23 protein-coding genes are annotated in these 24252 nt (G+C 53.9%); 8 read left to right on the top strand and 15 right to left on the bottom strand.

Annotated features, from left to right (window positions below):
* The 6 genes from ETV65_RS25045 to copA form a co-directional block, all read right to left on the bottom strand.
* On the bottom strand, positions 1-518 hold a 518-nt coding region (locus tag ETV65_RS25045; protein WP_205951637.1), incomplete at its 3' end, for a hypothetical protein.
* 309 nt (positions 519-827) lie between these two features.
* Complete coding sequence (gene ybaL, locus ETV65_RS24190) at positions 828-2519, bottom strand: YbaL family putative K(+) efflux transporter (RefSeq protein WP_129955624.1); 1692 nt, start codon at positions 2517-2519, stop codon at positions 828-830.
* 230 nt (positions 2520-2749) lie between these two features.
* Entirely contained in the window at positions 2750-3967 is a 1218-nt protein-coding gene (locus tag ETV65_RS24185) for an MFS transporter (protein ID WP_129955623.1), read from the bottom strand.
* A gap of 45 nt (positions 3968-4012) precedes the next feature.
* Positions 4013-4492, bottom strand: a complete 480-nt coding sequence (gene ybaK / locus ETV65_RS24180; protein ID WP_129955622.1) for a Cys-tRNA(Pro)/Cys-tRNA(Cys) deacylase YbaK — start codon at positions 4490-4492, stop codon at positions 4013-4015.
* Positions 4493-4748: 256 nt separating this feature from the next.
* Entirely contained in the window at positions 4749-5549 is an 801-nt protein-coding gene (locus ETV65_RS24175) for a TraB/GumN family protein (protein WP_129955621.1), read from the bottom strand.
* A 50-nt stretch (positions 5550-5599) separates the two neighbouring features.
* Positions 5600-8143 carry a copper-exporting P-type ATPase CopA gene (gene copA / locus ETV65_RS24170; protein ID WP_129955620.1) on the bottom strand — a complete coding sequence of 848 codons (2544 nt, stop codon included), beginning with the start codon at positions 8141-8143 and terminating at the stop codon, positions 5600-5602.
* Between the two features lie 188 nt (positions 8144-8331).
* Between copA and ETV65_RS24165 the strand changes: the two genes are divergently transcribed.
* The 3 genes from ETV65_RS24165 to cueR all read left to right on the top strand — a co-directional run bounded on the left by ETV65_RS24165 (position 8332) and on the right by cueR (position 10491).
* Entirely contained in the window at positions 8332-9270 is a 939-nt protein-coding gene (locus ETV65_RS24165) for an extracellular solute-binding protein (protein ID WP_240782879.1), read from the top strand.
* Position 9271: 1 nt separating this feature from the next.
* A complete protein-coding gene (locus ETV65_RS24160) occupies positions 9272-10027 on the top strand; it encodes an ABC transporter permease subunit (protein ID WP_129955619.1) in 756 nt (251 codons plus the stop codon).
* Between the two features lie 62 nt (positions 10028-10089).
* On the top strand, positions 10090-10491 hold the full coding sequence (gene cueR, locus ETV65_RS24155; protein ID WP_129955618.1) for a Cu(I)-responsive transcriptional regulator: 402 nt from the start codon (positions 10090-10092) through the stop codon (positions 10489-10491).
* Between the two features lie 8 nt (positions 10492-10499).
* On the opposite strand, the gene ETV65_RS24150 is transcribed toward cueR, so the two are convergent.
* The 5 genes from ETV65_RS24150 to tesA all read right to left on the bottom strand — a co-directional run bounded on the left by ETV65_RS24150 (position 10500) and on the right by tesA (position 14705).
* On the bottom strand, positions 10500-10955 hold the full coding sequence (locus ETV65_RS24150; protein WP_129955617.1) for an NfeD family protein: 456 nt from the start codon (positions 10953-10955) through the stop codon (positions 10500-10502).
* Positions 10955-11875 carry an SPFH domain-containing protein gene (locus ETV65_RS24145; RefSeq protein WP_129955616.1) on the bottom strand — a complete coding sequence of 307 codons (921 nt, stop codon included), beginning with the start codon at positions 11873-11875 and terminating at the stop codon, positions 10955-10957. Before ETV65_RS24145 ends, ETV65_RS24150 begins: the two co-directional genes overlap by 1 nt.
* Before the next feature lie 236 nt (positions 11876-12111).
* Complete coding sequence (locus ETV65_RS24140; protein ID WP_129955615.1) at positions 12112-12969, bottom strand: co-chaperone YbbN; 858 nt, start codon at positions 12967-12969, stop codon at positions 12112-12114.
* A gap of 208 nt (positions 12970-13177) precedes the next feature.
* A complete protein-coding gene (locus ETV65_RS24135; RefSeq protein ID WP_129955614.1) occupies positions 13178-13954 on the bottom strand; it encodes an SDR family oxidoreductase in 777 nt (258 codons plus the stop codon).
* Between the two features lie 121 nt (positions 13955-14075).
* On the bottom strand, positions 14076-14705 hold the full coding sequence (gene tesA, locus ETV65_RS24130; RefSeq protein WP_129955627.1) for a multifunctional acyl-CoA thioesterase I/protease I/lysophospholipase L1: 630 nt from the start codon (positions 14703-14705) through the stop codon (positions 14076-14078).
* On the opposite strand from tesA, the gene ybbA reads away from it, so the two are divergent.
* Positions 14676-15362 carry a putative ABC transporter ATP-binding protein YbbA gene (gene ybbA / locus ETV65_RS24125; protein WP_129955613.1) on the top strand — a complete coding sequence of 229 codons (687 nt, stop codon included), beginning with the start codon at positions 14676-14678 and terminating at the stop codon, positions 15360-15362. The two genes, tesA and ybbA, sit on opposite strands and share 30 nt — an antisense overlap.
* Positions 15359-17791: a putative ABC transporter permease subunit YbbP gene (ybbP, locus tag ETV65_RS24120; RefSeq protein ID WP_129955612.1), complete on the top strand. Its 2433-nt coding sequence runs from the start codon at positions 15359-15361 to the stop codon at positions 17789-17791. The genes ybbA and ybbP overlap by 4 nt, the downstream gene beginning before the upstream one ends.
* A gap of 121 nt (positions 17792-17912) precedes the next feature.
* Here the strand turns inward: ybbP and purK are convergent, their stop codons facing one another.
* Both purK and purE read right to left on the bottom strand, forming a co-directional pair.
* Complete coding sequence (gene purK, locus ETV65_RS24115) at positions 17913-18977, bottom strand: 5-(carboxyamino)imidazole ribonucleotide synthase (protein WP_129955611.1); 1065 nt, start codon at positions 18975-18977, stop codon at positions 17913-17915.
* Positions 18974-19483 carry a 5-(carboxyamino)imidazole ribonucleotide mutase gene (gene purE / locus ETV65_RS24110; RefSeq protein WP_129955610.1) on the bottom strand — a complete coding sequence of 170 codons (510 nt, stop codon included), beginning with the start codon at positions 19481-19483 and terminating at the stop codon, positions 18974-18976. Before purE ends, purK begins: the two co-directional genes overlap by 4 nt.
* Before the next feature lie 180 nt (positions 19484-19663).
* Here purE and miaE point away from each other — a divergent pair, with 180 nt between their 5' ends.
* Complete coding sequence (miaE, locus tag ETV65_RS24105) at positions 19664-20296, top strand: tRNA isopentenyl-2-thiomethyl-A-37 hydroxylase MiaE (protein ID WP_129955609.1); 633 nt, start codon at positions 19664-19666, stop codon at positions 20294-20296.
* 111 nt (positions 20297-20407) lie between these two features.
* Here the strand turns inward: miaE and lpxH are convergent, their stop codons facing one another.
* Both lpxH and ppiB read right to left on the bottom strand, forming a co-directional pair.
* Complete coding sequence (gene lpxH, locus ETV65_RS24100; protein ID WP_129955608.1) at positions 20408-21130, bottom strand: UDP-2,3-diacylglucosamine diphosphatase; 723 nt, start codon at positions 21128-21130, stop codon at positions 20408-20410.
* Between the two features lie 11 nt (positions 21131-21141).
* On the bottom strand, positions 21142-21636 hold the full coding sequence (gene ppiB, locus ETV65_RS24095; RefSeq protein WP_129955607.1) for a peptidylprolyl isomerase B: 495 nt from the start codon (positions 21634-21636) through the stop codon (positions 21142-21144).
* A 227-nt stretch (positions 21637-21863) separates the two neighbouring features.
* Here ppiB and cysS point away from each other — a divergent pair, with 227 nt between their 5' ends.
* Both cysS and alkA read left to right on the top strand, forming a co-directional pair.
* Positions 21864-23255: a cysteine--tRNA ligase gene (cysS, locus tag ETV65_RS24090; protein WP_129955606.1), complete on the top strand. Its 1392-nt coding sequence runs from the start codon at positions 21864-21866 to the stop codon at positions 23253-23255.
* Positions 23256-23376: 121 nt separating this feature from the next.
* A complete protein-coding gene (gene alkA / locus ETV65_RS24085) occupies positions 23377-24240 on the top strand; it encodes a DNA-3-methyladenine glycosylase 2 (protein ID WP_240782880.1) in 864 nt (287 codons plus the stop codon).
* Positions 24241-24252: the final 12 nt, after the last annotated feature.

The following is a 24252-nucleotide window of genomic DNA, read 5'->3' as shown; positions in this document are numbered from 1 at the left end:
CGCTGGACGGTTGCATCCATAGAGCTGGCGTTATTATGAGAGGTTATATCTATACTCGTTCCCGCCGGGACAGTTGCCCCCGATGGGATACCTGCACCGTCGCGCTGGACGGTTGCATCCATAGAGCCGGCGTTATTATGAGAGGTTATATCTATACTCGTTCCCGCCGGGACAGTTGCCCCCGATGGGATACCTGCACCGTCGCGCTGGACGGTTGCATCCATAGAGCTGGCGTTATTATGAGGGGTTATATCTATACTCGTTCCCGCCGGGACAGTTGCCCCCGATGGGATACCTGCACCGTCGCGCTGGACGGTTGCATCCATAGAGCTGGCGTTATTATGAGAGGTTATATCTATACTCGTTCCAGGGGAAACGTTAGCCCCAGATGTTGAACCCGACCAGGAGGGAGTTACCCCTGTATTAATATAACCGGAATCTGCGTATGAACCTGATGATAATATTGATAAAATTACTAAAGATAATACTTTTACTGAGTGTTTGTTTAAAGATTTCATGTTTTAATTTCCGTTAATATCCATATTAATCCGGGCGAATTATAACGTGTGGATGATATTTAATATATAAATTTAAACATCCTAAATATTAATTTTCTGGCGCTTGTCATTTGTTTTTTGAATATCATAAATTTTATGAATGTATTGGTGGTATATAATCACCATCAATTATATATCGATTTTTTACATCCAGGGAAACCTGAGCAATAATACGATTGCAGGTCTTTTATTATTATGGAGAATAAAGAAGAGATTAATCTCGCGCGAAAGGGCGCAACGAAAATTCTGCGCCCGGATTTCAGCATGGTGTCAAACGGGGTAAAAAGACCTTTTTTCGTCATCAGGCATAAGGTCGATCTGCAGCATACCCAGCATACTGTTAGCGATTTCCCGCTCACCCATCACCACGCGATCCGCACCGCGCTCCATGATATAGGTGACTTCGTCATCATAATGCGCACGGGCAATGATCTCGATATTGGGCCGTTTGGTACGTGCCGATGCGACGATTTCACCGGCTTCATAACCGTTGGGAATGGTCACCAGCAGCCAGCGGGCGCAGTCGAGACGCGCAAGATCCATCACTTCCTGATTGGCGGCGTTGCCCAGCACGGTGCTGATCCCCTGATCGCGTAGCGCTTCGACGCGTGGACGCGAATTTTCAATCACCACCAGCGGAATACCGGCTGCCTGGAGTTTTTCCCCAAGCAGGCTGCCTACACGGCCATAACCGACCAGCAATGCGTGATTACACAAATCGAACGGCATCTGTTTCTCATCTTCAACCGCTTCTTCAACGTTCTGATCTTCTATGGTTTCTGTATTTGTCAGATACTTTTCCAGCAATGTAAACAGCAACGGATTAAACATAATCGACAGGATCGCCCCGGCCAATACCAGGTTACGACCCTGTTCAGACAGTAAACCCAGCGAAATCCCAAGGCCTGCGAGAATAAAGGCGAATTCACCAATTTGCGCCAGACTGACAGAAATTGTCAGCGCGGTGCGTTTGGAATGTCCGAACATTTTCACCAGCAGGAAGGCTGCAATCGATTTACCGAACATGATAATCGCCAACGTGGCGATCACGGTAAGCGGCTCGCGAACCAGAATCATCGGGTCGAACAACATGCCTACCGACACGAAGAACAGCACCGCAAATGCATCACGCAGCGGCAGTGTGTCATGGGCGGCACGCTGGCTGAGTTCGGATTCATTGAGCACCATACCCGCGAAGAATGCACCGAGAGCGAATGACACATCAAAGAATTCCACTGCGCCGTAGGCGATGCCCAGCGCCAGCGCCAGTACCGAGAGTGTAAACAGTTCGCGTGATCCGGTACTGGCAGTTTTCGCGAGGATCCACGGCACCATGCGGCGGCCTACCACCATCATCAGCACCATAAACGCAATCACTTTACCGATAGTCACCGCCAATCCTGTCAGCAGTTCAACCGGGCTGGAGTGATGGCTTTCGAGCATGCCGCTGAACGCGGGCAGCAGAACCAGCGTCAGCACCATCACCAGATCTTCCACAATCAGCCAGCCGATGGCGATTTGCCCGCGCTGGCTTTCAATCAGTTGCCGTTCTTCCAGCGCCCGCAGCAACACCACAGTACTGGCGGTGGACAGGCACAGTCCGAACACCAGTCCGGTGGCCAGATCCCAGCCCATCAGGCGTGATAATCCCATTCCAAGCAGCGTCGCTACCGCGATTTGCGCCACAGCGCCGGGAATGGCTATCGACTTTACAGCGAGTAAATCTTTCAGAGAAAAATGCAAACCGACGCCAAACATCAGCAGGATGACACCAATTTCTGCCAGCTCCGGAGCCAGCGAAGTGTCGGCAACGAAGCCCGGTGTAAACGGGCCAGCCAGCACGCCGGCAGTGAGATAGCCCACCAGGGGGGAAATTCGCAGGCGGTTGGCGAGCATTCCTAACAGGAACGCCAGAACCAGACCGCCAACGATGGTAGTGATGAGAGGTGTAGAATGATGCATTCAGACTCCTTCTGGTATACATAAGGCAAATGTGTTGCAGATTGTGTCTAAGTGTATGGTAAAAATCGGTTACGCAGAGAGAAATTCAGATTTTTTCGCGGGAAATCCCCCACAGGCAATGAAAAAAATGCCAACGAACGATTTAAATGGGTTTTATGCGAAAGATATCAAGAGAGACAGGAGGTTTGATGCCACCGGTAACGAAGTACCGGCGGCGGCAAGAGGCAAACTCAGGCTTGTTTACGTTCAATATTCGGCAGGAATGCTGTCAGGATCCCCAGCAACGGCAGGAAGGCACAAATCTGATACACCAGTTCGATGCTGGTTTTATCCGCCACATAGCCGAGAACCGCGGCGCCAAGCCCGCCCATACCGAAGGCCAGACCGAAGAACAGTCCGGACACCATGCCGACTTTTCCCGGCATCAGCTCCTGTGCGAAAACCAGAATCGCCGAAAATGCCGAGGCGAGGATCACACCGATAATTACACTCAATACGCTGGTCCACATCAGACTGGCGTGTGGCAAAAGTAGCGTAAATGGCGCAACGCCAAGAATCGAAGCCCAGATGACATATTTGCGCCCAATCTTATCGCCCACCGGGCCGCCGATAATGGTGCCCGCTGCCACAGCAAACAGAAAAATAAACAGATGAACCTGCGCGTTTTGCACAGATACACCAAATTTATGTATCAGGTAAAAGGTGTAATAGCTGCTCAGGCTGGTCAGGTAGAAATATTTCGAAAATATCAGGATCAGCAAAATACCCAGTGACCGCATCACCGTTTTACGTGGCAACCGGGCCACCGTGCTTTTCACCGGGCCGCGTGTTTTAGCGATCAGGTTTTGCTGGCGATACCATTTACTGATTTGCAGTAACACCACAATGCCGAGCAATGCCGCCAGTGAGAACCATGCCACGTTGCCTTTACCGTAAGGCGCGATAATCAGCGCTGCCAGCAACGGGCCCAGGGCAGCCCCGAAATTGCCACCGACCTGGAACAGCGACTGCGCCAGCCCGTGACGTCCGCCGGAAGCCATACGCGCCACGCGCGACGATTCCGGATGGAACACCGAAGAGCCTGTGCCGACCAGCGCCGCCGCCAGCAACACCACCGGGAAACTCTGCGCAACCGCCAGCAACAGCAGGCCGGAGAGCGTAAAGCCCATGCCGATCGGCAGAGAATAGGGTTGCGGATGCTTGTCGGTGTAATAGCCGATAAGCGGTTGCAACAGCGAGGCGGTTATCTGATACGTCAGGGTAATCAGCCCGATTTGCGTAAAGCTCAGGGAAAACAGGTTTTGCAGTAACGGATAAATCGCCAGTATCAGCGACTGGATCATGTCATTGAGCAGATGAGAAACGCTGATCGCCGCCAGAATAGAAAATGCAGTCTTTTTGACTGCGTCTTTCTGCGGGCTGGCTGGCGTTGACGTCGTGTCTGTCATAGCGGAGGAAGCCTTCTTATTGTAGAGGTGCAGAGTACCTGCCTGTCAGTCGACTTTAGCGATATCGGCAAACTGGCCTTTGAGTAAACGGCAAAGATCGCCTGCCGCCAGTTCAATATCAAGTCCGCGTTTACCGCCTGAAACATAAATCGTGGAAAACGTCTGCGCCGGACTGTCGATCACCGTCGGCAGCAGTTTTTTCTGCCCAAGTGGACTGATGCCACCGACCAGATAACCGGTAACACGTTGCGCAATCATAGGATCCGCCATATCGGCTTTTTTCGCCCCCAGCGCTTTCGCAACTTTCTTTAAATCCAGCTGGGATGCCACCGGCGTCACCGCTACGGCCAGATTTTTAGCATCGCCATTCAGTGAAACCAGCAGGGTTTTATAGACCTGACGGGCATCCAGGCCGAGTTTTTTAACGGCCTCATCGCCAAAATGGGTTTCATCGCTGCTGTGTTCATACGGGTGAAGGGTAAAGCTGACTTTATTCTTTTCCAGGAGTAATACGGCAGGGGTCATAGCCTGTCTCCTCAGTTTTATTTTTACGGTTTTGTCCGAAATTTCATCGTCTGTTCAATCTGATGAAATTTAACAATAAAGTGCGATTATTAAGCGAGAGAGAAATAGTAGAGCAAGGAATGGTTATTGCCAAGACCCAACACAGATTGATACCCTGTGGCCGCCGGTGCTGCGCCTGTAAAGGCTGGCACTGAAGCTATAACTAATAAAATGAAATTCCTCTTTGACTGGCCGGCCTTAAAAACCGGCCATTTTTTTAATCTTTCAGTAATTCCGGCAGGTTCCCTTCGCCATACAAATGCAGTGCGCCGACGGCGACGACATAATGCCCCGGCGGAAGATCCAGAAGCAGCTGTTTCCAGCGCAGATTACGCTGATTCATCAGGATATCGTACAAATCGCTGCTGAAGGTATTCGGCAAAGGCTCGGCAGCCAGTCCTGGTTTGGTATCCAGCCACCAGCTGATCATGGTTTGCAGCAAACGGGCATTGGTGTGCCAGTGTGTCAGGGTATCTTCCAGCAATGCGAGTCCGTCGTCCGGCAAGTGCTGCAATAATTCGAACTGTTCCTGCGGACCTTCCAGCTCAATGATTTTCTTTCCCTGCTTTTTAGCGGTCTGCAACAGCTGATAATCAATGCCGTAATGTCCGCGCAGCCCGAGGCGCTGCGCCTGCGTAGCCTGCAACATCAGGGCGACCTGCCACGACGGCAGTGGGTTCAGCGTCCACATTGAGACACCCAGTTCTTCGCATAAACGTTCGACGTGCAGATATTGTGATTCAGGCAGGCGTTCGGCCAGCGGCGGAAATTCACCGGTCATGCTGAAAGGGGATTCTGTTGTGCTGATATCGGCTTCCACAATCAGCGCATCGGCTTTTTGCAGGCGACGCAACAATTTCGCCGGCAGCGGTTGCATATCTTGCGTGCCCATATGAATGCTGCCAACCAGATGCAGTGCGCGGTTGCCCGGAAGCTGAATATCAATGGCGGGATAAGAATACTCGACGGGAAACAGCCTGCGAAGCCTGCGGATCACCCGGTTTAAAAACTGCGCCATAGTGCATGGTCTCCCGAAAAAATGAGAGACCATGCTAACGTGTCAGCGTTTTAGCGAACAGGGGAAACGTCTTGTTTTTTCGGCTTAAAGTGCAACAGACGATTTGCATTAGCGACGACGGTAATTGATGACAGCGCCATTGCTGCGCCCGCGACTACCGGGCTGAGCAAGGTGCCGGTTAGTGGATAAAGCACACCGGCTGCAACCGGAATACCAATCACGTTATACACAAACGCGCCCAGCAGGTTCTGCTTCATATTACGCAGCGTCGCCTGTGACATCGCCAGTGCATCGGCGACACCGTTCAGGCTCGGACGCATCAGCGTAATGGCCGCCGTTTCGATCGCGACATCGCTGCCGCCACCCATCGCGATCCCGACATCTGCCTGTGCCAGTGCCGGTGCGTCATTAATACCGTCACCGATCATGGCGACCTGCTGGCCTCCGGCCTGCAATGCTTTAATGGCATCCGCTTTACCTTCCGGACGCACACCGGCAATCACTTTATCGATTCCCGCTTGTGCGGCAATTGCCTGAGCGGTACGCGGGTTATCGCCGGTCAGCATCACCAGTTGATACCCAAGCTGATGCAGACGTTGCAGGGCACTGACACTGTCTTCCCGTAACGGATCGCGCAGCGCAAACAGGGCTGCCAGTTTTCCGTCAACGGCAAGCAATACCGGTGTCGCGCCTTCACCTGCCATGCTTTCCAGCAGCGTATTGGCATCAGAAGTGTCGATGCCGTTTTCCTGCATCAGCGCCTGGTTACCTAATAACAACGCCGAATCTTCAGCATCACCGCGCAGGCCCAGACCACCCAATGTACGGAAATTCAACACATCAGGAACGGCCAGCCCTTCCGCTTTGTCAACGATCGCTTGTGCCAGCGGATGGTGCGATCCTTTTTCCAGCGCGGCCGCATAGCGCAGCGCCTGTTGTTCACGGGTGCCGCCAAAGGTATGGATATCGGTCACTTTGGGCTGGCCTTCTGTCAGCGTCCCGGTTTTATCAAATACCAGCGTGGTGAGGGTACTGGCTTTTTGCAGCGCATCGGCATCACGTACCAGTACGCCGAATTCTGCTGCACGGCCTACACCCGCCGTAACTGACATCGGCGTCGCTAATCCCAGTGCACAAGGGCAGGCAATAATCAGCACGGTAGTGACGATCACCAGTGTGTACATCAGTTGTGGCTGCGGGCCGAAGAAGTACCAGATTGCGCCGCTTAACAGGGCTATCAGCACCACAACCGGTACGAAGACAGCAGAGATTTTATCCGCCAGCTTACCGATTTCAGGTTTACTGCTTTGGGCTTCACGCACCAGATTAATAATGCGTGAAAGGGTGGTCTGGCTGCCGATGGCGTCAGCACGAAACAGCACGCTGCCGTCTTTGACCAGCGTCCCCGCATGGACTTTTTCACCCTGCGATTTCTGCTGAGGAATTGGCTCGCCGGTCAGCATGGCTTCATCCATCCAGGCTTCGCCGCTTTGAATCTCACCGTCAACCGGCACACGGTCACCGGTGGTCAGACGCAGCGTCATGCCTTGCTGTACTTCAGCCAGCGGCAGGTTTTTTTCGCCTTCTCCGGTGACGACCCGTGCGGTTGGCGGTGTCAGATCCAGTAAGCGTTCGAGCGCCTTGGATGAACGCTGACGTCCGCGTTGTTCCAGCGCATGACCGAGATTAATCAGGCCGATAATCATCACGCTGGCTTCATAGTAGAGATGGCGCGCCTGCATTGGAAACGCTTCCGGCCACAGGCTGACAGCAAAAGAGAATATCCAGGCCGCACCGGTACCCAGTGACACCAGCGTGTCCATATTGGCACTGCCGTGCATCAGGTTTTTCCAGGCACTGCGGTAGAAATGTCCGCCAGCGACAACCATGATCAGTAACGTCAGCAGGCCGACAATCAGCCAGCCGGTCTGATTGCTGCGGGTGACCATCATTTCACCGCCGAACAATCCCCATAACATCATAGGGATACCGGCAGCTAAGCCGACCGCCGCCTGCCAGCTGAAACGGATCATGCTTTGGCGTGAGGTTTGTTGCTGGCGCTCGCGGCGCTTGGTTTCGTCGATAATAATTTCAGCGCCGTAGCCGGCCCGTTCAACAGCGGCAATCAGCGCGTTTTGATCAGCATTGCCGCTGACCAGCGCACTGCGTTCCGCCAGGTTGACCCGCGCCCGTTCGACACCCCCCACGCCTTCCAGCGCCCGTTGCACTTTACTGACGCAACTGGCGCAGCTCATGCCGCTGAGCAACAACTGTACGCTGGCGTCTGCGGCTTGCGGGGCGTGAGTCTCAGCCGGAACGGGTGACACAGCCGCTGACAGGGGTTCCGGCAAAACACTCGCCTTATCGGTCAGCGGCTCAGATTTTGGGGATGCGTCTCCTGCTACCTGCGCTTCGTAACCGGCGCTGACCACTGCGTCGATCAGACTCTGGCTGCTTGCATTGCCTTCAACGATGGCTTTATCCAGAGAAACTTCAACGGCGGTCGTGCCTTCCACAGCTTCCAGCGCTTTACGCGTTGAAGCCACGCAGTGCCCGCAGGACAGGCCTTGCAGAGATAATACGGTGGTCGTCATGATTATTTTCCTTAGGTTAGCTTCACTCAGGACAAAGGATAAACCTTCCCGCAAGGTGAAGGTCAAGCCACGGTATCGGTTATTTTCATTTATCGTCCATTTACAATTTATTTAGAAACGCGCGCTGACTTTGCCTTATCGTTATACCCTGGGATATATAACGAAAAGTTCAATAACGGTAAACTACAATGGGAAACAAAAAGACGATGGCAATGATGCAAAAAGCGTTGCTGACTGCGGCACTTCTGGTAGCGGCACAGGCTTCGCAGGCAGCGGAGGATTTTCGTGTGACTTACGCCGGTTCGATGGGGGTGGTCATGGACAAATACCTCGGACCGGATTTCGCGAAAGAAAAGAAAGTGAATTATCAGGGACAGGGGCAGGGCGCTTACGGCATGGCGAATTTGCTGGCGTCGAAAAAAGTGGTGGCGGATGTATTCGTTTCGATCACGCCAGGGCCGGTTAAGATCCTGCAAAAAGCCGGGCTGGCCGGGCAGGCGATCCCTGTCGCCAGCACCAGCATGGTGATCGCTTATAACCCGAAAGGAAAATATGCCGAAAAATTTGCCGCGATAAAAGACGGGAAAGCGGGCGCAGAACCGTGGTGGAAAGTGCTGCAAACCCCCGGGCTGCAATTTGGTCGTACCGATCCGGTCAGTGATCCGCAGGGGCAGAACATCATTTTCACCATGATGCTGGCGGAGAATTACTATAAACAGCCGGGGCTGGAAAAAGCAGTGCTGGGCGATGTACAAAATCCTCAACAGATTTCCGGCGAAGGCGGATTGCTGACGCGTCTGGAAGCCGGTCAGGTAGATGCGGCATCAGGTTACGAGAGCGCCACCCGTTCAGCCCATCTGCCGTACATTAAATTGCCGGACGAGATTAACCTGAGCAATCCGCAGATGAGCAATGACTGGTACAGCAAAGTGACTTTTAATGTGAAAGATGCGGCCGGTAAAGAGAAAACGCTGAGCACCCAGCCGCTGGTGTTCTACGCAGTTGTGCTGAACAACGCGCCGCATCCTCAGCTGGCCAAACAGTTCATCAGCTACATGCAAAGTGCCAGGGGGCAGAAGCTGTTTGAACAAAATGGCTATGATAAGCCGAAAGGCGGAAACCTTTAAGTTGCGTGCGTCAGGACTGGCGGTTCCCGCTCTGGCGTTGCTGATGGTGCCGTTTGTTACCCTGCTTTTCCTGACGCCGTGGTCAGATTTTCATCTGGCTTACGGTGACAGCCATGCGGTAGTCGTTTCGCTCGGTCTCAGCCTGGTGTCGGTAGGGCTGATTGTGGTTCTCGGTTTGCCGGTAGCCTTCTGGCTGGCGAAAACGTCATCGCGCTGGCGCAATATGGTGGAAGTACTGGTGCTGATCCCTTTGCTGACACCGCCGCTGGCGATGGGGATTTTACTGGTGTCGGTTTACGGACCTTATGGCTCGGTCGGGGAAATCCTTTCCGCTATCGGCATGACGCTTAATAACAATGCGCCCGCGTTCGTGCTGGCGCAGATTTATGGTGCGTTACCGTATTTTATTTTATCCGCGAGAGGCGCGCTGGAGGCCGTGCCGGAAGATGTCGAAGAGGCAGGGAAAACACTCGGTGCATCACCGTTTCAGGTATTTATCCGGCTGACATTACCGCTGGCCTCACGCGGGATTGCCGCCGGTGTGGCGATCGCCTGGGTACGTGCCATCGGGGAGTTTGGTATTGTGATGGTATTCTGTTATTTCCCGCAGGGCATTCCGGTAAAAATGTTTATCAACCTGCAAAACGACGGGGTGACCTCGGTGTACTCGCTGCTATGGATCCTGCTGATGGTGACTCTGCCGTTGCCGATGTGGCTGCTTCTGCGTACCAAAAAACAGACTGTGCATTACAGCTGATCGCCGGTAATGGCGTATGATGTCTTTATCATGCGCAAAAATCAGGTTGTCGTGGAGGCGAAATGAATATCAGTGATGTGGCGAAAAAAACCGGGCTGACCAGCAAAGCGATTCGTTTTTATGAAGAAAAAGGGCTGGTCACCGCACCGGCCCGCAGTGAAAACGGCTATCGCCGCTATGCGCAAAAACATATCGAAGAACTGACATTGTTGCGCCAGGCGCGGCAGGTCGGATTTACGTTAGAAGAATGCCAGGAACTGGTGGCATTGTTCCACAATCCTGACAGGCACAGCGCGGATGTAAAAGCGCGTACCCTGGAAAAGGCCGCTGAAATTGAGCGGCACATTCAAGAACTGAAAACAATGCATGAGCGCTTACTTACGCTGGCAGAGGCCTGTCCCGGTGATGACGGAGCCGAGTGCCCGATCATCGACAATCTCTCAGGGTGTTGCCACAAACACTGAGATCTTATTTAACGGGTGTCAGGTTCCACGCGCAGCGTCGCGCCTTCCACGCCGGTGATAATCACTTTGTCACCGACGTTCAGCGGCGACGTACAGATAGCGCGCCAGCTGCTGTCACCGATTTGTACCCGCGTGAACTGATTAGTGACGGGTTCCAGCACCGTGGCATAAGTGCCGACTAACTGCTGGCCTCGCTGATTCAATGCTGAATTGCTGGCGGATTTATCCACCCGCTGGTTCAGCCACTTCCACCACAGCCACGCGGCCAGAATGGTCAGCAGTGCAAATGCTGTGCCCTGCCATTCCCACGGTAGCGGCAGGATCCACGTGACAGCGCCCACTAAGGCGGCCGCCACGCCACTCCATAGCAAGTAACCACTCGCACCCACCAGCTCAGCCGCCAGTAACAGGCCGCCCAGAGACAGCCAGAATACGTGCGGGTTTGCCATGAAATCATGTGGCATTATTTGCCGCCTTTGGTTTCTTTTAGCAGCTCAGCAATACCGCCGATTGACCCCATCAGACTGGTAGCATCCAGCGGCATCATGATGATTTTGCTGTTATTGGCAGAACCAATTTTCGTCAGGGCATCCGTATATTTTTGTGCCACGAAGTAGTTAATCGCCTGCACATCACCGGCAGCAATCGCTTCGGACACCATTTTGGTTGCCTGCGCTTCCGCCTCTGCCGCACGTTCACGCGCCTCAGCCTGCAGGAATGCCGACTGACGCTCACCTTCCGCTTTCAGAATTTGTGACTGCTTTTCACCTTCAGCACGCAAAATGGCGGACTGCCGTACCCCTTCTGCTTCCAGAATATCGGCACGTTTTGTACGTTCGGCTTTCATCTGCGCGTTCATTGCGGAGATCAGCTCAGCCGGTGGGCGCACGTCACGGATCTCGATACGGGTGATTTTTACACCCCAGGGATTGGTGGCTTCATCAACGATATGCAGCAAACGTGCGTTGATATTGTCACGTTGTGACAGCATCTCGTCGAGTTCCATCGAACCGAGAACGGTACGGAAGTTCGTCATTGTCAGATTGACGATCGCCTGCTCCAGATTACTGACCTCATAGGCAGCGCGTGCGGGATCAATAACCTGAATAAAACACACGGCATCGATGGCCACATTGGCGTTATCGCGGGAAATGACTTCCTGTGAAGGAATATCCAGCACCTGCTCCATCATATTAATTTTACGGCCGATGCGGTCAACAAACGGCACGACCAGATTCAGTCCGGGCATCAGGGTCTTGGTATAACGGCCAAAACGTTCGACGGTCCACTGATAGCCCTGAGGCACGATCTTGATGCCGGCGTAGACCACCAGCAAGGCCAGTACGATCAGAATAAGGATAGGAATGGGAATGAGGTCAAACATAGTATGTAACTCCTGTAAAACTGCGTTCTGATGATTCCTGTGGGAATAATCGAATAAAAACATGTCCCTGGCGCTCTCACCGCTGGGTCAGGCGCATGTACAATTATCGCACAAATCGTTAAGTCATCGTATTAATAAAAGAAGGGTTCTGCGGATAAAGGCGGAGGAAAGCTTAAAAAAAAACGCACGTCCGGTTAAATGACGTGCGTCTGCTGTTTTACGGTGAAGCCAGCGTATTAATAAAGTAAGGAATATAACTGACGACGATACTTCGCTGCCAGCGCATCACCGGTGCCCAGTGCCGCCATAATATCCATCAGTGTCTTACGCGCTGCCCCGTTTGCCGCGCCCAAATCTTTCTTCAGCGGCGCCATCAGCAGTTCCAGTGCTTCTTCGTTACGCCCGACCTGATGCAGTTGCAGGCTGAGTTTTACCACTAACTCGGCGTTTTCAGGATCCTGCTGCAATTCCTGTTGTAACAACTGAATTTCCGGCGTGTCGGCTGCCTGTTTCAGCAACTCAATTTGCGCAACCAGCCCCTGATAACGGGAATCTTTATCCTGCAGCGGGATGGTCGCCAGCACGGCCTCTGCATCATCGGTACGGTTCAGATGAATTTGGGTTTCCGCCAGCAACAGGCCAATATCACTGCGCTGATTGCTCAGTTGCCACGCTTCTTTCAGTAACGGCAGGGCGTCATGAGTATTGCCCGCCTGCAGCAGCTCCTGTGCCTCGGCCAGTTTCAGCTCTTCTTCTTTCGGCAGCACTTTCTGCAACAGTTCGCGGATCACCTCTTCCGGCTGCGGCCCCTGGAAACCATCGACCGGCTGACCGTCCTTGAACAGGTAAACGGCAGGAATTGAGCGCAGGCCAAATTGCTGGGCGATCATCTGCTCGGCATCGCAGTCCACTTTTGCCAGGATCAGCTGACCGGCGTATTCCGCAGCCAGTTTGTCCAGAACGGGCCCCAGTTGCAGACAATGCTGGCTGCGTTCAGACCAGAAATAGAACATCACCGGCACCGACATAGATTGTTCCAGCGTCTGGTGCAGATTGGTTTCGTTGATATCGATTACTGTAGGTTGTGCAAGCATGAATTTGTTCTCTCCGCTACCTGTCATACTTCGAACTGCTGATGCGTTGGCTACGCTCACTGACCCCGGTCACTTAGGTATCTAAGCTCCCGGGGATTCGTGAACTTGCCGCCTTCCCGCAACCCGAATTATTTAGGGTATAGAAAATTAAAGTATTTAAGAATAGATGGGGGCGACGCGTGCCGCTTCAACCCCTTATCGTTTTTACTTAGCTGTTTCCGCGTAATATTTTGTCCAGCAGGCGTGCCGGTAACAGGCGTTTAAGTACCGTCAGCGCATGGGCGACCAGCGTGACCGGATAACGAAAACGCGCGCGCGGGTTTTCTAAAGCATGGTGCAGTTTGGGTAAAACTGCCTCAGGCCTGAGCGTAAAACGTCGTGCAATGCCTGGATTTTCTACCGGCTGGTCGGCCTGTGACTGATTCACATTGGCGGTGAAATTACTGCTCAGCGGACCGGGTTCAATCAGGCTGACCTGAATCCCCGTACCGTGAAGTTCCATACGTAGCGTATCGGACCAGGCCTCCAGCGCAAATTTACTGGCGGCATAAGCGCCACGTCGTGGCGTCGTTATCAGCCCCATCACCGAGCTGGTCTGGATAATACGGCCTTCGCCGTGCGGTAACATGGCGGGTAACAAAAGCTGCGTCAGCTGATGTGTACCAAACAAATTGGTGGAAAATTGTTGTTCGAACTGCTCACGGCTGATGCTGCCGAGCGGGCCGTAAACACCGTAACCTGCATTATTAAACAGGCCGTACAGACGGTTGCCGGTCAGTGCTATGACCCTGGCAGCCGCAAGTTCGACGCTCTGTTTGTCATCAAGATCACACTGAATAGTTTCAAAACCCATTTGTTGCAGTGTGTCGATATCCTGTGTTTTACGACATGCCGCCAGAACCCGATAACCGCGTGCGCGCAAATCCTGTGCGGCAACCAGTCCGATACCGCTGGAACAACCGGTGATTAATACTGCTTTTTGCATAACTTTACCTGTGAGGTGTCCCTATTTTTTATGGCTGTGATTTACTAGGGAGTCGGGTGAAAAAGGTAACGTCTTGGTTTTACTCACGTCCCGGTATTATTTTATTCGTCGTATTTTAACCCTAATGTACCAGCAGCGGCGTGAGTTTTTCTGACATCCATCCGGCAATAAACGACTGTGCTGCCAGGGCCGGATGTAAGCCGTCGTCCTGCATCCACTCAGGTTTCACGGCGACCTGTTCCATAAAGAACGGCACCAGCGGGATGTTCTCCTGCTTTGCCAGTGCCGGATAAATGGCGTAGAACGCATCGCCGTAGCGGCGGCCATAATTTGGCGGGAGGCGGATTTGCATCAGCAGCGGTTGGGCATTGGCCTGTTTAACCTGCTTAATCACCTGGGTCAGCGTCCGGGAGATGGCCTGTGGCGGGAAGCCCCGTAACCCGTCGTTGGCGCCCAGTTCAATCAGCACCCAGCGGGGATGATGTTGTTGCAGCAAGGACGGCAGGCGTGCCAGCCCTTGTTCAGCGGTATCACCGCTGATACTGGCATTGATAATGGTGGGTTTACCGCCTTCTTTTTGCCAGTTGTTATTCAGTAATGTCGGCCACGATTCGGCTACCGGAAGGCGATAGACAGCACTCAGACTGTCGCCAATAATCAGCAAGTTATCAGCAGCAACGGCGCGAAAACTCAATAATCCTAACAACATAAGGAAGGGGAGATGCCAGCGGAAAATGTTCTTGAAGTTCATCATCTAAGTAAGCACGTCGGTCAGGGTGAAGGTCAGCTCACCATCCTGTCCGGTGTGGAGCTGGTTGTCAAACCTGCCCAGACAATTGCCCTGATTGGCGAATCCGGCTCCGGTAAATCCACCTTGCTTGGCATTCTTGCCGGGCTGGATGATGGCACCCGCGGTGACGTGAAATTGCTGGGTAAATCCCTTAGCGAACTGAACGAAGAAGGGCGCGCAGCACTGCGGGCTAAAAATGTTGGTTTTGTGTTTCAGTCCTTCATGCTGGTGCCGACACTCAACGCGCTGGAAAATGTTCAACTTCCTGCGTTGTTACGTGGCGAAAGCGACAGCCGCAGCCGTCAGCAGGCGATGCAGTTACTGGAAAGCCTGGGGCTGGGCGAACGTCTTCATCATCTTCCGGCACAACTTTCCGGCGGTGAGCAGCAACGTGTAGCGCTGGCGCGGGCCTTTATCGGCAAGCCGAAATTGCTCTTTGCCGATGAGCCGACCGGTAATCTGGATCGCGTAACCGGCGAACGCATTGTCGATCTGCTGTTCTCACTGAACCGTGATGCGGCGACGACGCTGATTCTGGTCACGCACGACGAACAGCTGGCGGCGCGTTGTCAGCGCCGGTTACGTCTGCGTGACGGGAAATTGTGGGAGGAAGCATGATCTGGCGCTGGTTCTGGCGGGAATGGCGTTCGCCCTCACTGCTGATTGTCTGGCTGGCGCTGGCGCTGGCGGTAGCCTGTGTGCTGGCCCTCGGCAGCATCAGCGACCGCATGGACAAAGGGCTGAGTCAGCAGAGCCGTGAGTTTATTGCCGGGGATCGCGTGCTGAGTTCTGCCCGTCCGATCACCGAAGCCTGGCTGCAAGATGCCCAGGCGCAGGGATTAAAAGTCAGCCGTCAGCTCTCTTTCATGACCATGACTTTTGCCGGTGAAACGCCGCAACTGGCAGCGGTTAAAGCGACTGATCTGGCGTATCCGCTGTATGGGGCGTTACAAACCGAACCGGCAGGGCTGAAACCTGAGCCGGGAACGGTACTGGTTGCGCCGCGATTACTGGCGCTGCTGAACGTGAAAATCGGTGACAATCTGGATGTGGGTGATACCACGCTGAAAATTGCCGGTGTGATCCTACAGGAGCCGGATTCAGGCTTTAACCCCTTCCAGACTGCACCCCGGGTGATCATGAATCTGGAAGACGTGAAAAAAACCGGTGCTGTTCAGCCGGGCAGCAGGCTGACGTATCGCTATATGTTTGCCGGTTCACCGCAGGCCATTCAGAGTTATGGTGAGGCGATAAAAGGCCTGCTCAAGCCGGATCAGCGCTGGAGCGGCATGGAAGATTCCGATGGCGCGCTGGGCAAATCCTTACAGCGTTCACAGCAATTCCTCACGCTGTCTGCGTTGCTGACGCTGATGCTGTCGATTGCCGCCATTGCCGTTTCAATGGGGCATTATTGCCGCAGCCGTTACGATCTGGTTGCGGTGCTGAAAACACTGGGTGCCGGGAAAAAAGCGCTGCGCAAACTGATTATTGGTCAGTGGCTGGCAGTATTGGTACTGGCAGGGTTGTGCGGTAGCGTGATCGGTCGGGTGTTTGAAGCCGTGCTTATGAAGGTGCTGGCACCGGTTCTGCCCGCCACCTTGCCGCCTGCCGGTGGCTGGCCGTGGGTGTGGTCGATGGGTGCGATGGTGGTGATTTCTCTGCTGATCGGCATCCGTCCCTATCGTCAATTGCTGGCGACACAGCCGCTGCGTGTGCTACGCCATGACGTGGTAGCGAATGTCTGGCCGCTGCGTTATTTCCTGCCGGTAATGGTATTGGTGGTGATCGGTCTGCTGGCGGCACTGATGGGCGGAAGTTCACTGCTCTGGTCGTTGCTGGCAGGCGTGCTGGTGCTGTCGTTACTGCTCGGTGTGACTGGCTGGGGAGCACTGATGCTGTTACGCAAGCTGACGCTCCGTCAGTTACCGCTGCGTCTGGCGGTTAACCGCCTGCTGCGCCAGCCGTGGGTAACACTCAGTCAGCTGGCGGCGTTCTCAATGTCGTTTATGTTGCTGGCGTTACTGCTGGTGATGCGTGGTGATTTGCTGGACCGCTGGGAACAACAACTGCCGCCGGACAGTCCGAATTACTTCCTGCTTAATATCACCAAAGAGCAGATCCCACAGGTAACGGATTTCCTGCATCAGCATAACGCTGAGCCGGAAACCTTCTATCCGATTGTGCGGGTTCGCCTGACAAAGATTAACGATAAAGTGGCCACGGATATCATCAGACCGGACGATGCGGGCGGGGAAGCGGTGAACCGTGAGCTGAATCTGACCTGGATGCAGGGCTTGCCGGATCACAATCCGCTGGTGGCAGGCAACGGGCCGCCGAAAGCCGGTGAAGTGTCAATTGACGAAGGGCTGGCGGGACGACTGGGGCTTAAACTCGGTGATACCGTGACGTTCAGCGGCGATACGCAGGAATTCAGTGCCAGAATTACCAGCCTGCGGAAAGTAGACTGGGACAGCCTGAAGCCGAATTTCTACTTTATCTTCCCGCCTGGTGCGCTGGATGCACAACCGCAAAGCTGGCTGACCAGCTTCCGCTATCATGGCGATATCAGCACTATCACGCAGCTTAACCGCCAGTTCCCGACGCTGAGTTTGCTGGATATCGGCGCGATTCTGCGTCAGGTCGGGCAGGTATTACAGCAGGTCAGCAGGGCGCTGGAAGTGATGGTGATCCTGGTGATGCTGTGTGGCGGATTGCTGTTGCTGGCACAGATTCAGGTCGGCATGCATCAGCGCCGTCAGGAACTGATTGTTTACCGTACGCTGGGTGCCAGCAAAAAAATGCTCCACCGGACACTGTGGTGTGAATTTGCCGTGCTCGGGCTGGTGGCCGGGATCGCCGCCGCAATCGGTGCGGAAGCCGCGTTATGGCTGCTGCAACGCAAAGTGTTTGATTTCCCGTGGGAGCCGAATTATCTGATGTGGATTGCGGTTCCGGTCGTCGGGGCGGTGCTGTTGTCAGTTTGCGGTGGCTGGCTGGGTGTCAGATTGCTGCGGGGACGGGCGTTGTTCAGGCAATACGACTCGTAGTTTCTAAACGCCTCCCCCCTGCGCTAACCGGGTGTCCAGGTTTAGGGGTTCAGTTCATCGCAGGGGAGGGAGCCGATCGCGCTTTTCTCCTCCCCCTTCGCAGGGGAGGGAGTCGATCAAATCAAAGCTTATCAACTGCCCATTCAATGCCGCTGGCGTATTCTGGCGGCAGCATCGGGACCAGTGCGTTGAGAGTGTCTTTCAGCAGGCTGGCGCTGGCGTCGTTGAGATTCAGGTGTCCGACTTTACGACCCGGACGCACGTCTTTCTCATACCAGTGCAGATTGACCAGCGGCAGACTCAGCCATTTTTCTGATACATCGGTGCCAATCAGATTCACCATCACCGACGGCGAACTCACTACCGGTTTCGGCAGTGGCAGATCGAGAATGGCGCGCAGATGCATTTCAAACTGACTGTAGGATGCGCCGTTTTGCGTCCAGTGTCCGCTGTTATGCACACGCGGCGCCAGCTCGTTGATCAGCAACCCTTCGCTGACCACGAAACATTCCATCGCCATCACGCCGACATATTTCAGTTCGTTCATGATGGCCGACAGCATGCCTTCTGCCTGCCGTTGCAGATTAGCATCCGGCTGTGGCAGCGCAACGCTGGTGCGCAAAATACCGTCCTGATGCAGGTTGTGGGTCAGCGGATAAAAGACCGTTTTGCCGTCGTGTCCGCGCGCACCCACCAGCGAGACTTCACCGGAGAAATTGATGCCCTGCTCAACGATGCATTCGCCGTAGCAATCCTGCGGCAGCGTATTTTCTTCGCCTGAACGCAGACGCCACTGACCCCGGCCGTCGTAACCGCCAACACGACGTTTCACAATCGCCAGTTCACCCAGCTGTGAGAAAACCTGCGGCCATTGGGCAACATCGGCCAGCAATTGCCATGGTGCGGTTGCCAGGCCGAGTTGATCCAGTAACTGTTTTTGCGTCAGGCGGTCGGCCAGACGCGGGAAAATATCGCGGTTGACGAACGCATTATGCGTCGCCAGTTCACGGGTCAGGGCAGTTTCCGGCCAGCGCTCGATTTCAGCAGTGATGACGCTTTGCTGATACGGTACGGCTTCCGGCTCGGCATCCAGGCCGACGGGATATACGGCGATGCCCAGTGGTTCACCGGCCTGACGCAGCATTCTGCCTAACTGGCCGTTTCCGAGTACGCAAACCGGTTTCATGCTTCCTCCCGCGGATCGGGATTATTCAGCACTTCGTCCGTTTGTGTAGTGCGCCATGTCGCCAGATTTTTGGCGATTTCAGCATCATGCAGCGCCAGAATCTGTGCCGCCAGTAGCGCCGCGTTAGCCGCACCCGCTTTACCAATCGCCAGCGTACCGACCGGAATGCCACGCGGCATCTGCACGATGGAATATAAGCTGTCGATGCCACTGAGTGCCGCACTTTGCACCGGAACACCCAACACCGGTACCAGCGTCTTCGCCGCCAGCATGCCCGGTAAATGCGCTGCGCCACCGGCACCCGCGATGATCACATCAAATCCGTTAGCGGAAGCTTGCTCAGCGAAAGTAAATAACTTGTCCGGCGTACGGTGAGCGGAGACGATATCGACATGGAAAGGAATATTCAGCGTTGTGAGGACGTCGGCGGCGAACTGCATGGTCGCCCAGTCACTTTTTGACCCCATAACGATGGCGATTTTTGCCGGGGTAACGTTGGATGACATGTCTGTAAAGCTCCTGTGATTCGGAAATAGAAACTGCGAGGGCGCAAATGATAGCATGCTCCGTGAGGGAGGAAAACGGTTGCGTCGCCGGAAAACCGCGCATTTTTGATGAGAAGTTGGCGGCAGATTTGTATAATCCCCCTCACGCTGTTAATGACAAATCTGACTGGAAACTGATTTATGACGCAGGCTTTACTGGCACCGATTTATGATTTTCTTCACTGTGAAACCCCTGCTATCTGGGTCGATGTGGCGCTGGAAAATCAGACGGTGATGCTGATTGATCACGCCAACTGTGAAAAGAAAGCGGCGGCAACGGCGATGAGCCTGATGACCAAATATCTTGAGCGCACTGAACTGCTGTTTTGCGCGGCCCGTCTGGCACGGGAAGAGCTTCACCACTTTGAGCAGGTGGTGGAAATCATGCAAAAACGCAATATTACTTATACCCAGCTTTCACCGTCGCGCTATGCCAGCAGGATGATCAAACATACCCGTCATCATGATGATCTGAATATTCTGGTTGACCGGCTGATTATCGGAGCGTACATCGAAGCGCGTTCCTGCGAGCGCTTTGCCAAAATTGCGCCACATCTCGATGAAACCTTATCGCGCTTTTATACCTCACTGCTGCGTTCTGAATCACGGCATTTTGCCGATTACCTGGCGCTGGCAGAACAGTATGCCGGAACGGATATCCGTGAACGGGTAGAGGAGTTTGGCAGAATTGAAGCGGAACTGATCCTCACGCCGGATGAGCAATTCCGCTTCCACAGCGGCGTACCTGTTACCCTTCATACTTCAGGCTGCTGATATGTTGACTGCGTTCATTCGCCCTGGTCACTGAGCCAGCTAAGCTCCCGGGGATTCACAAACTTGTTGCCTTCGGCAACTCAACATTATTCAGGGTAATGGGAGGGTGACTCAAAACGGGAAGCTGATCAGTTCCACGTTGTCGGCAGTCACCTTGACCATCGAGCCTTCTTCGTGCCAGGCACCGAGTACCACCCGGTGGCCGGTTTTATTCTGCAACGCCACCTCGTGGATCGCCGGACGATGGGTATGGCCGTGAATCAACCATTCTACGCCTGACGTCTGCATTTCGCTGATCACTGCCTGCGGGTTCACATCCATAATATCCAGTGACTTACCCTGATTTGAGGCTTTGCTGTTGGCGCGCATTCTGGCGGCAATCGCCAGCCGCCATTTCAGCGGCAGCATCAGGAAAAGTCTTTGGATCAGCGGGTTGTGGACTTTTTTGCGGAAATTTTGATACGCGACATCATCGGTACACAGGGTATCACCGTGCAGGATCAGGACGCGGCGGCCATACAGCTCAAGCACTTTTTTTTCCGGCAGCAATGTCATCAGGCTGTCGCGTGCGAAGCGTCTGCCGAGCAGAAAATCGCGGTTACCATGAATGAAAAAGCAGGGTACGCCTTGCTGGTGTAACTGATTGAGTGCTGCGGCGATCTCGGCATGAAGCGGCTGCGGATCATCGTCGCCAATCCAGGCTTCAAACAGGTCACCGAGAATGTACAGGGCATCAGCCTGCGGCGCATCTTCGCGCAGAAAACGCAGAAAACCGGCAGTGATTGCCGGTTCCTGTGCGCAAAGATGGATATCTGCAATAAAAAACGTGGTCATCCCGACGTTGATTATTCGCTGACTGTGACGCTTTTGATCACAACATCTTCTTTTGGAACGTCCTGGTGCATGCCGCTGCGGCCGGTTTTGACGGCTTTGATCGCGTCAACCACATCCATGCCTTCGACCACTTCTGCGAATACGCAGTAACCCCAACCTTGCGCATTTTTGCCGCTGTGGTTCAGGAAATCGTTGTCAGTGACGTTGATGAAGAACTGAGCCGTGGCGGAGTGCGGATCGTTGGTACGCGCCATTGCCAGCGTGCCTTTGGTATTTTTCAGACCATTGTCTGCTTCATTATTGATAGGCGCATCGGTGTTTTTCTGGTTCATGCCTGGCTCAAAACCGCCGCCCTGGATCATGAAACCGTTAATCACACGATGGAAAATAGTGTTGTCGTAGAAGCCTTTACGGCAATAGTTCAGGAAGTTTTCAACGGTGGCTGGCGCTTTGTCAGCGAAAGTATTAATGACGATGTCGCCGTGGTTAGTGTGGAAAGTGACCATATTTATCATCCTGCTAATGTTGATGTGTGCTCTTAGTAAGAGCGGCTACTATAGCCTTTTCTTATACCATAACTCAAAAGTTGCCGTCAGCAGTGGCTTTGTGATGACTAAAGCCCGTCCGGTGGCCTTATGGCGTTTCGGTGAAATCATTTTCGTTATATTATACGCGTTAGTGTCGCTTAAACGCGTCAACGTCATTTTCTACGCCCAACACACGGAATAGCCTGATGCTGAAGATTTTTAATACCCTGAGTCGCCAAAAAGAGGAATTCAAGCCAATTCATGCCGGTAAAGTCGGTATGTACGTGTGTGGGATCACTGTTTACGACCTGTGTCATATCGGCCATGGTCGCACCTTTGTGTCTTTCGACGTGGTATCACGTTATCTGCGCTACCTCGGTTATGACCTGAAATATGTGCGCAACATTACCGATATCGACGACAAAATCATTAAACGTGCCGCTGAAAATGGCGAAACTTTCATGTCGCTAACCGATCGTATGATCGCGGAAATGCACGCTGATTTTGCCTCACTGAACATTTTGCCACCGGACGCGGAACCGCGTGCGACGCGGCATATTGATGAGATCATCGATATCGTGCAGAAGCTGATTGACCGCGACCATGCTTATGTCGCGTCGAACGGCGACGTGATGTTCTGGGTGGAAAGTGATCCGGATTACGGCGTATTGTCCCGTCAGGATCTGGATCAGTTACAGGCTGGCGCACGCGTTGAAGTTGAAGCTAACGTGAAACGCAATCCGATGGATTTTGTGTTGTGGAAAATGTCTAAGCCGGGCGAGCCGAGCTGGACATCACCGTGGGGCGAAGGTCGCCCGGGCTGGCATATCGAATGTTCTGCCATGAACTGCAAACAGCTCGGCGCGCATTTCGACATTCACGGCGGCGGCTCTGATCTGATGTTCCCGCACCATGAAAACGAAATTGCACAGTCAAGCTGCGCGCATGACGGTCCGTATGTGAATACCTGGATGCACTCCGGTATGGTGATGATTGATCGTGAAAAGATGTCCAAATCGCTGGACAACTTCTTTACGGTGCGCGACGTGCTGAAATATTACGATGCTGAAAGTGTGCGCTATTTCCTGATGTCGGGTCATTACCGCAGCCAGCTGAATTACAGCGAAGAGAATCTGAAACTGGCGCGTACCTCAATGGAGCGTCTTTACACCGCGCTGCGCGGGACCGATGCTGCTGCAACGCCAGCCGGCGGTGAGGCTTTCGTTGCGCGTTTCCGTGCGGCTATGGACGACGATTTCAATACGCCGGAAGCTTATTCTGTGCTGTTCGATATGGCGCGTGACATCAACCGCCTGAAAGCGGAAGACCTGTCTGCGGCAAACGGACTGGCCGCCGAACTGCGCCAGCTGGCGGGTGTACTTGGCCTGCTGGAACAGGATCCGGAGCAGTTCCTCAAGTCCGGCGCACAGGCGGATAATGACGACGAAGTGGCTGAAATCGAAGCGTTGATCAAACAACGTAACGATGCCCGTGCCAGCAAAGACTGGGGCATGGCGGACAAAGCGCGTGATCGTCTCAATGAAATGGGTATTGTGCTTGAAGATGGCGCAGCCGGAACCACCTGGCGCCGCAAGTAATCTCCTTCATACCTGAAGCTGCAGCAGTGTGCTTTGCTGCAACTCCAGTTATTTTGGAGAGGCGTGATCTCAACAGCCTCCTTTTTGGAGGCTTTTTTATAAGGATTACCCTGTGACCCGAATGCTTCTGACGTATCAGCCTCCGTATGACTGGCAATGGATGACGACTTTTCTCGGCGTACGTGCGTTGCAGGGCGTCGAACAGCAGGACGGCGAATATTATCAGCGCACGCTGGCAGTGATGCACAATGGTGAACGGCTGACAGGCTGGTTGCGGCTGCGTCCGTTGCCTGAGCAACATGGCGTTGAGCTGGAAGTGTCGGCGTCGCTCTCGCCGGTCACGGAAAAAGTGGCGGCACAGGTGCGGCGTTTGCTGGATCTGGATGCGCAGCCGATGCTGATCGCCGGCGGTCTGGGGACGCTGGCGGAAAACGCCGTGGGATTACGTCTGCCGGGCTGTATCAACCGTTTTGAGCTGACGGTTCGCGCCATTCTCGGACAACTGGTGAGCGTGAAAATGGCGGCGACACTGGCAACGCGGCTGACCGAAAAATGGGGAGACTCTGTGTGTACGCCGTTTGTGGCACTGACCCATTTGTTTCCATCTGCGGCTACGATCGGGCAGTTAACGGTGGATGATTTACGGGGCATCGGTGTGCAGGGCAAGCGTGCGGCATGTCTGATTAATCTTGCACAGGCGGTGGAGGAGGGTCGTTTGCCGCTGGATGGCATCACCGATGTGCAGGACGGAATAAAACAACTGCTGGCAATGCCGGGGATTGGCAACTGGACCGCCAGTTATATCGCCATGCGCGCCTGGTCTGCGCCTGATGTTTTTCTCGGGGGCGATTATCTGATTAAGCAACGCTTTCCGGGAATGACGCCGGCGAAAATTGCCCGCTATGCCGAAATCTGGAAACCCTGGCGTACTTATGCCACGCTACATTTATGGTTCAATCACGACTGGCAGCCGGATACGCCCTAGTCGGGTTCCAAT

It is taken from the genome of Rahnella sp. RFA10(1/100), assembly GCF_004195115.1.
Taxonomy (GTDB): Bacteria; Pseudomonadota; Gammaproteobacteria; order Enterobacterales; family Enterobacteriaceae; genus Rahnella; species Rahnella perminowiae.
This window is presented reverse-complemented; position numbering and strand designations above follow the sequence as displayed.

Coding starts and splice junctions, on each gene's coding strand:
- ybaL (WP_129955624.1), bottom strand. CDS start 2,519: ATGCATCATTCTACACCTCTCATCACTACCATCGTTGGCGGTCTGGTT.
- ETV65_RS24185 (WP_129955623.1), bottom strand. CDS start 3,967: ATGACAGACACGACGTCAACGCCAGCCAGCCCGCAGAAAGACGCAGTC.
- ybaK (WP_129955622.1), bottom strand. CDS start 4,492: ATGACCCCTGCCGTATTACTCCTGGAAAAGAATAAAGTCAGCTTTACC.
- ETV65_RS24175 (WP_129955621.1), bottom strand. CDS start 5,549: ATGGCGCAGTTTTTAAACCGGGTGATCCGCAGGCTTCGCAGGCTGTTT.
- copA (WP_129955620.1), bottom strand. CDS start 8,143: ATGACGACCACCGTATTATCTCTGCAAGGCCTGTCCTGCGGGCACTGC.
- ETV65_RS24165 (WP_240782879.1), top strand. CDS start 8,332: ATGGGAAACAAAAAGACGATGGCAATGATGCAAAAAGCGTTGCTGACT.
- cueR (WP_129955618.1), top strand. CDS start 10,090: ATGAATATCAGTGATGTGGCGAAAAAAACCGGGCTGACCAGCAAAGCG.
- ETV65_RS24150 (WP_129955617.1), bottom strand. CDS start 10,955: ATGCCACATGATTTCATGGCAAACCCGCACGTATTCTGGCTGTCTCTG.
- ETV65_RS24145 (WP_129955616.1), bottom strand. CDS start 11,875: ATGTTTGACCTCATTCCCATTCCTATCCTTATTCTGATCGTACTGGCC.
- ETV65_RS24140 (WP_129955615.1), bottom strand. CDS start 12,969: ATGCTTGCACAACCTACAGTAATCGATATCAACGAAACCAATCTGCAC.
- ETV65_RS24135 (WP_129955614.1), bottom strand. CDS start 13,954: ATGCAAAAAGCAGTATTAATCACCGGTTGTTCCAGCGGTATCGGACTG.
- ybbA (WP_129955613.1), top strand. CDS start 14,676: ATGCCAGCGGAAAATGTTCTTGAAGTTCATCATCTAAGTAAGCACGTC.
- tesA (WP_129955627.1), bottom strand. CDS start 14,705: ATGAACTTCAAGAACATTTTCCGCTGGCATCTCCCCTTCCTTATGTTG.
- ybbP (WP_129955612.1), top strand. CDS start 15,359: ATGATCTGGCGCTGGTTCTGGCGGGAATGGCGTTCGCCCTCACTGCTG.
- purK (WP_129955611.1), bottom strand. CDS start 18,977: ATGAAACCGGTTTGCGTACTCGGAAACGGCCAGTTAGGCAGAATGCTG.
- purE (WP_129955610.1), bottom strand. CDS start 19,483: ATGTCATCCAACGTTACCCCGGCAAAAATCGCCATCGTTATGGGGTCA.
- miaE (WP_129955609.1), top strand. CDS start 19,664: ATGACGCAGGCTTTACTGGCACCGATTTATGATTTTCTTCACTGTGAA.
- lpxH (WP_129955608.1), bottom strand. CDS start 21,130: ATGACCACGTTTTTTATTGCAGATATCCATCTTTGCGCACAGGAACCG.
- ppiB (WP_129955607.1), bottom strand. CDS start 21,636: ATGGTCACTTTCCACACTAACCACGGCGACATCGTCATTAATACTTTC.
- cysS (WP_129955606.1), top strand. CDS start 21,864: ATGCTGAAGATTTTTAATACCCTGAGTCGCCAAAAAGAGGAATTCAAG.
- alkA (WP_240782880.1), top strand. CDS start 23,377: ATGCTTCTGACGTATCAGCCTCCGTATGACTGGCAATGGATGACGACT.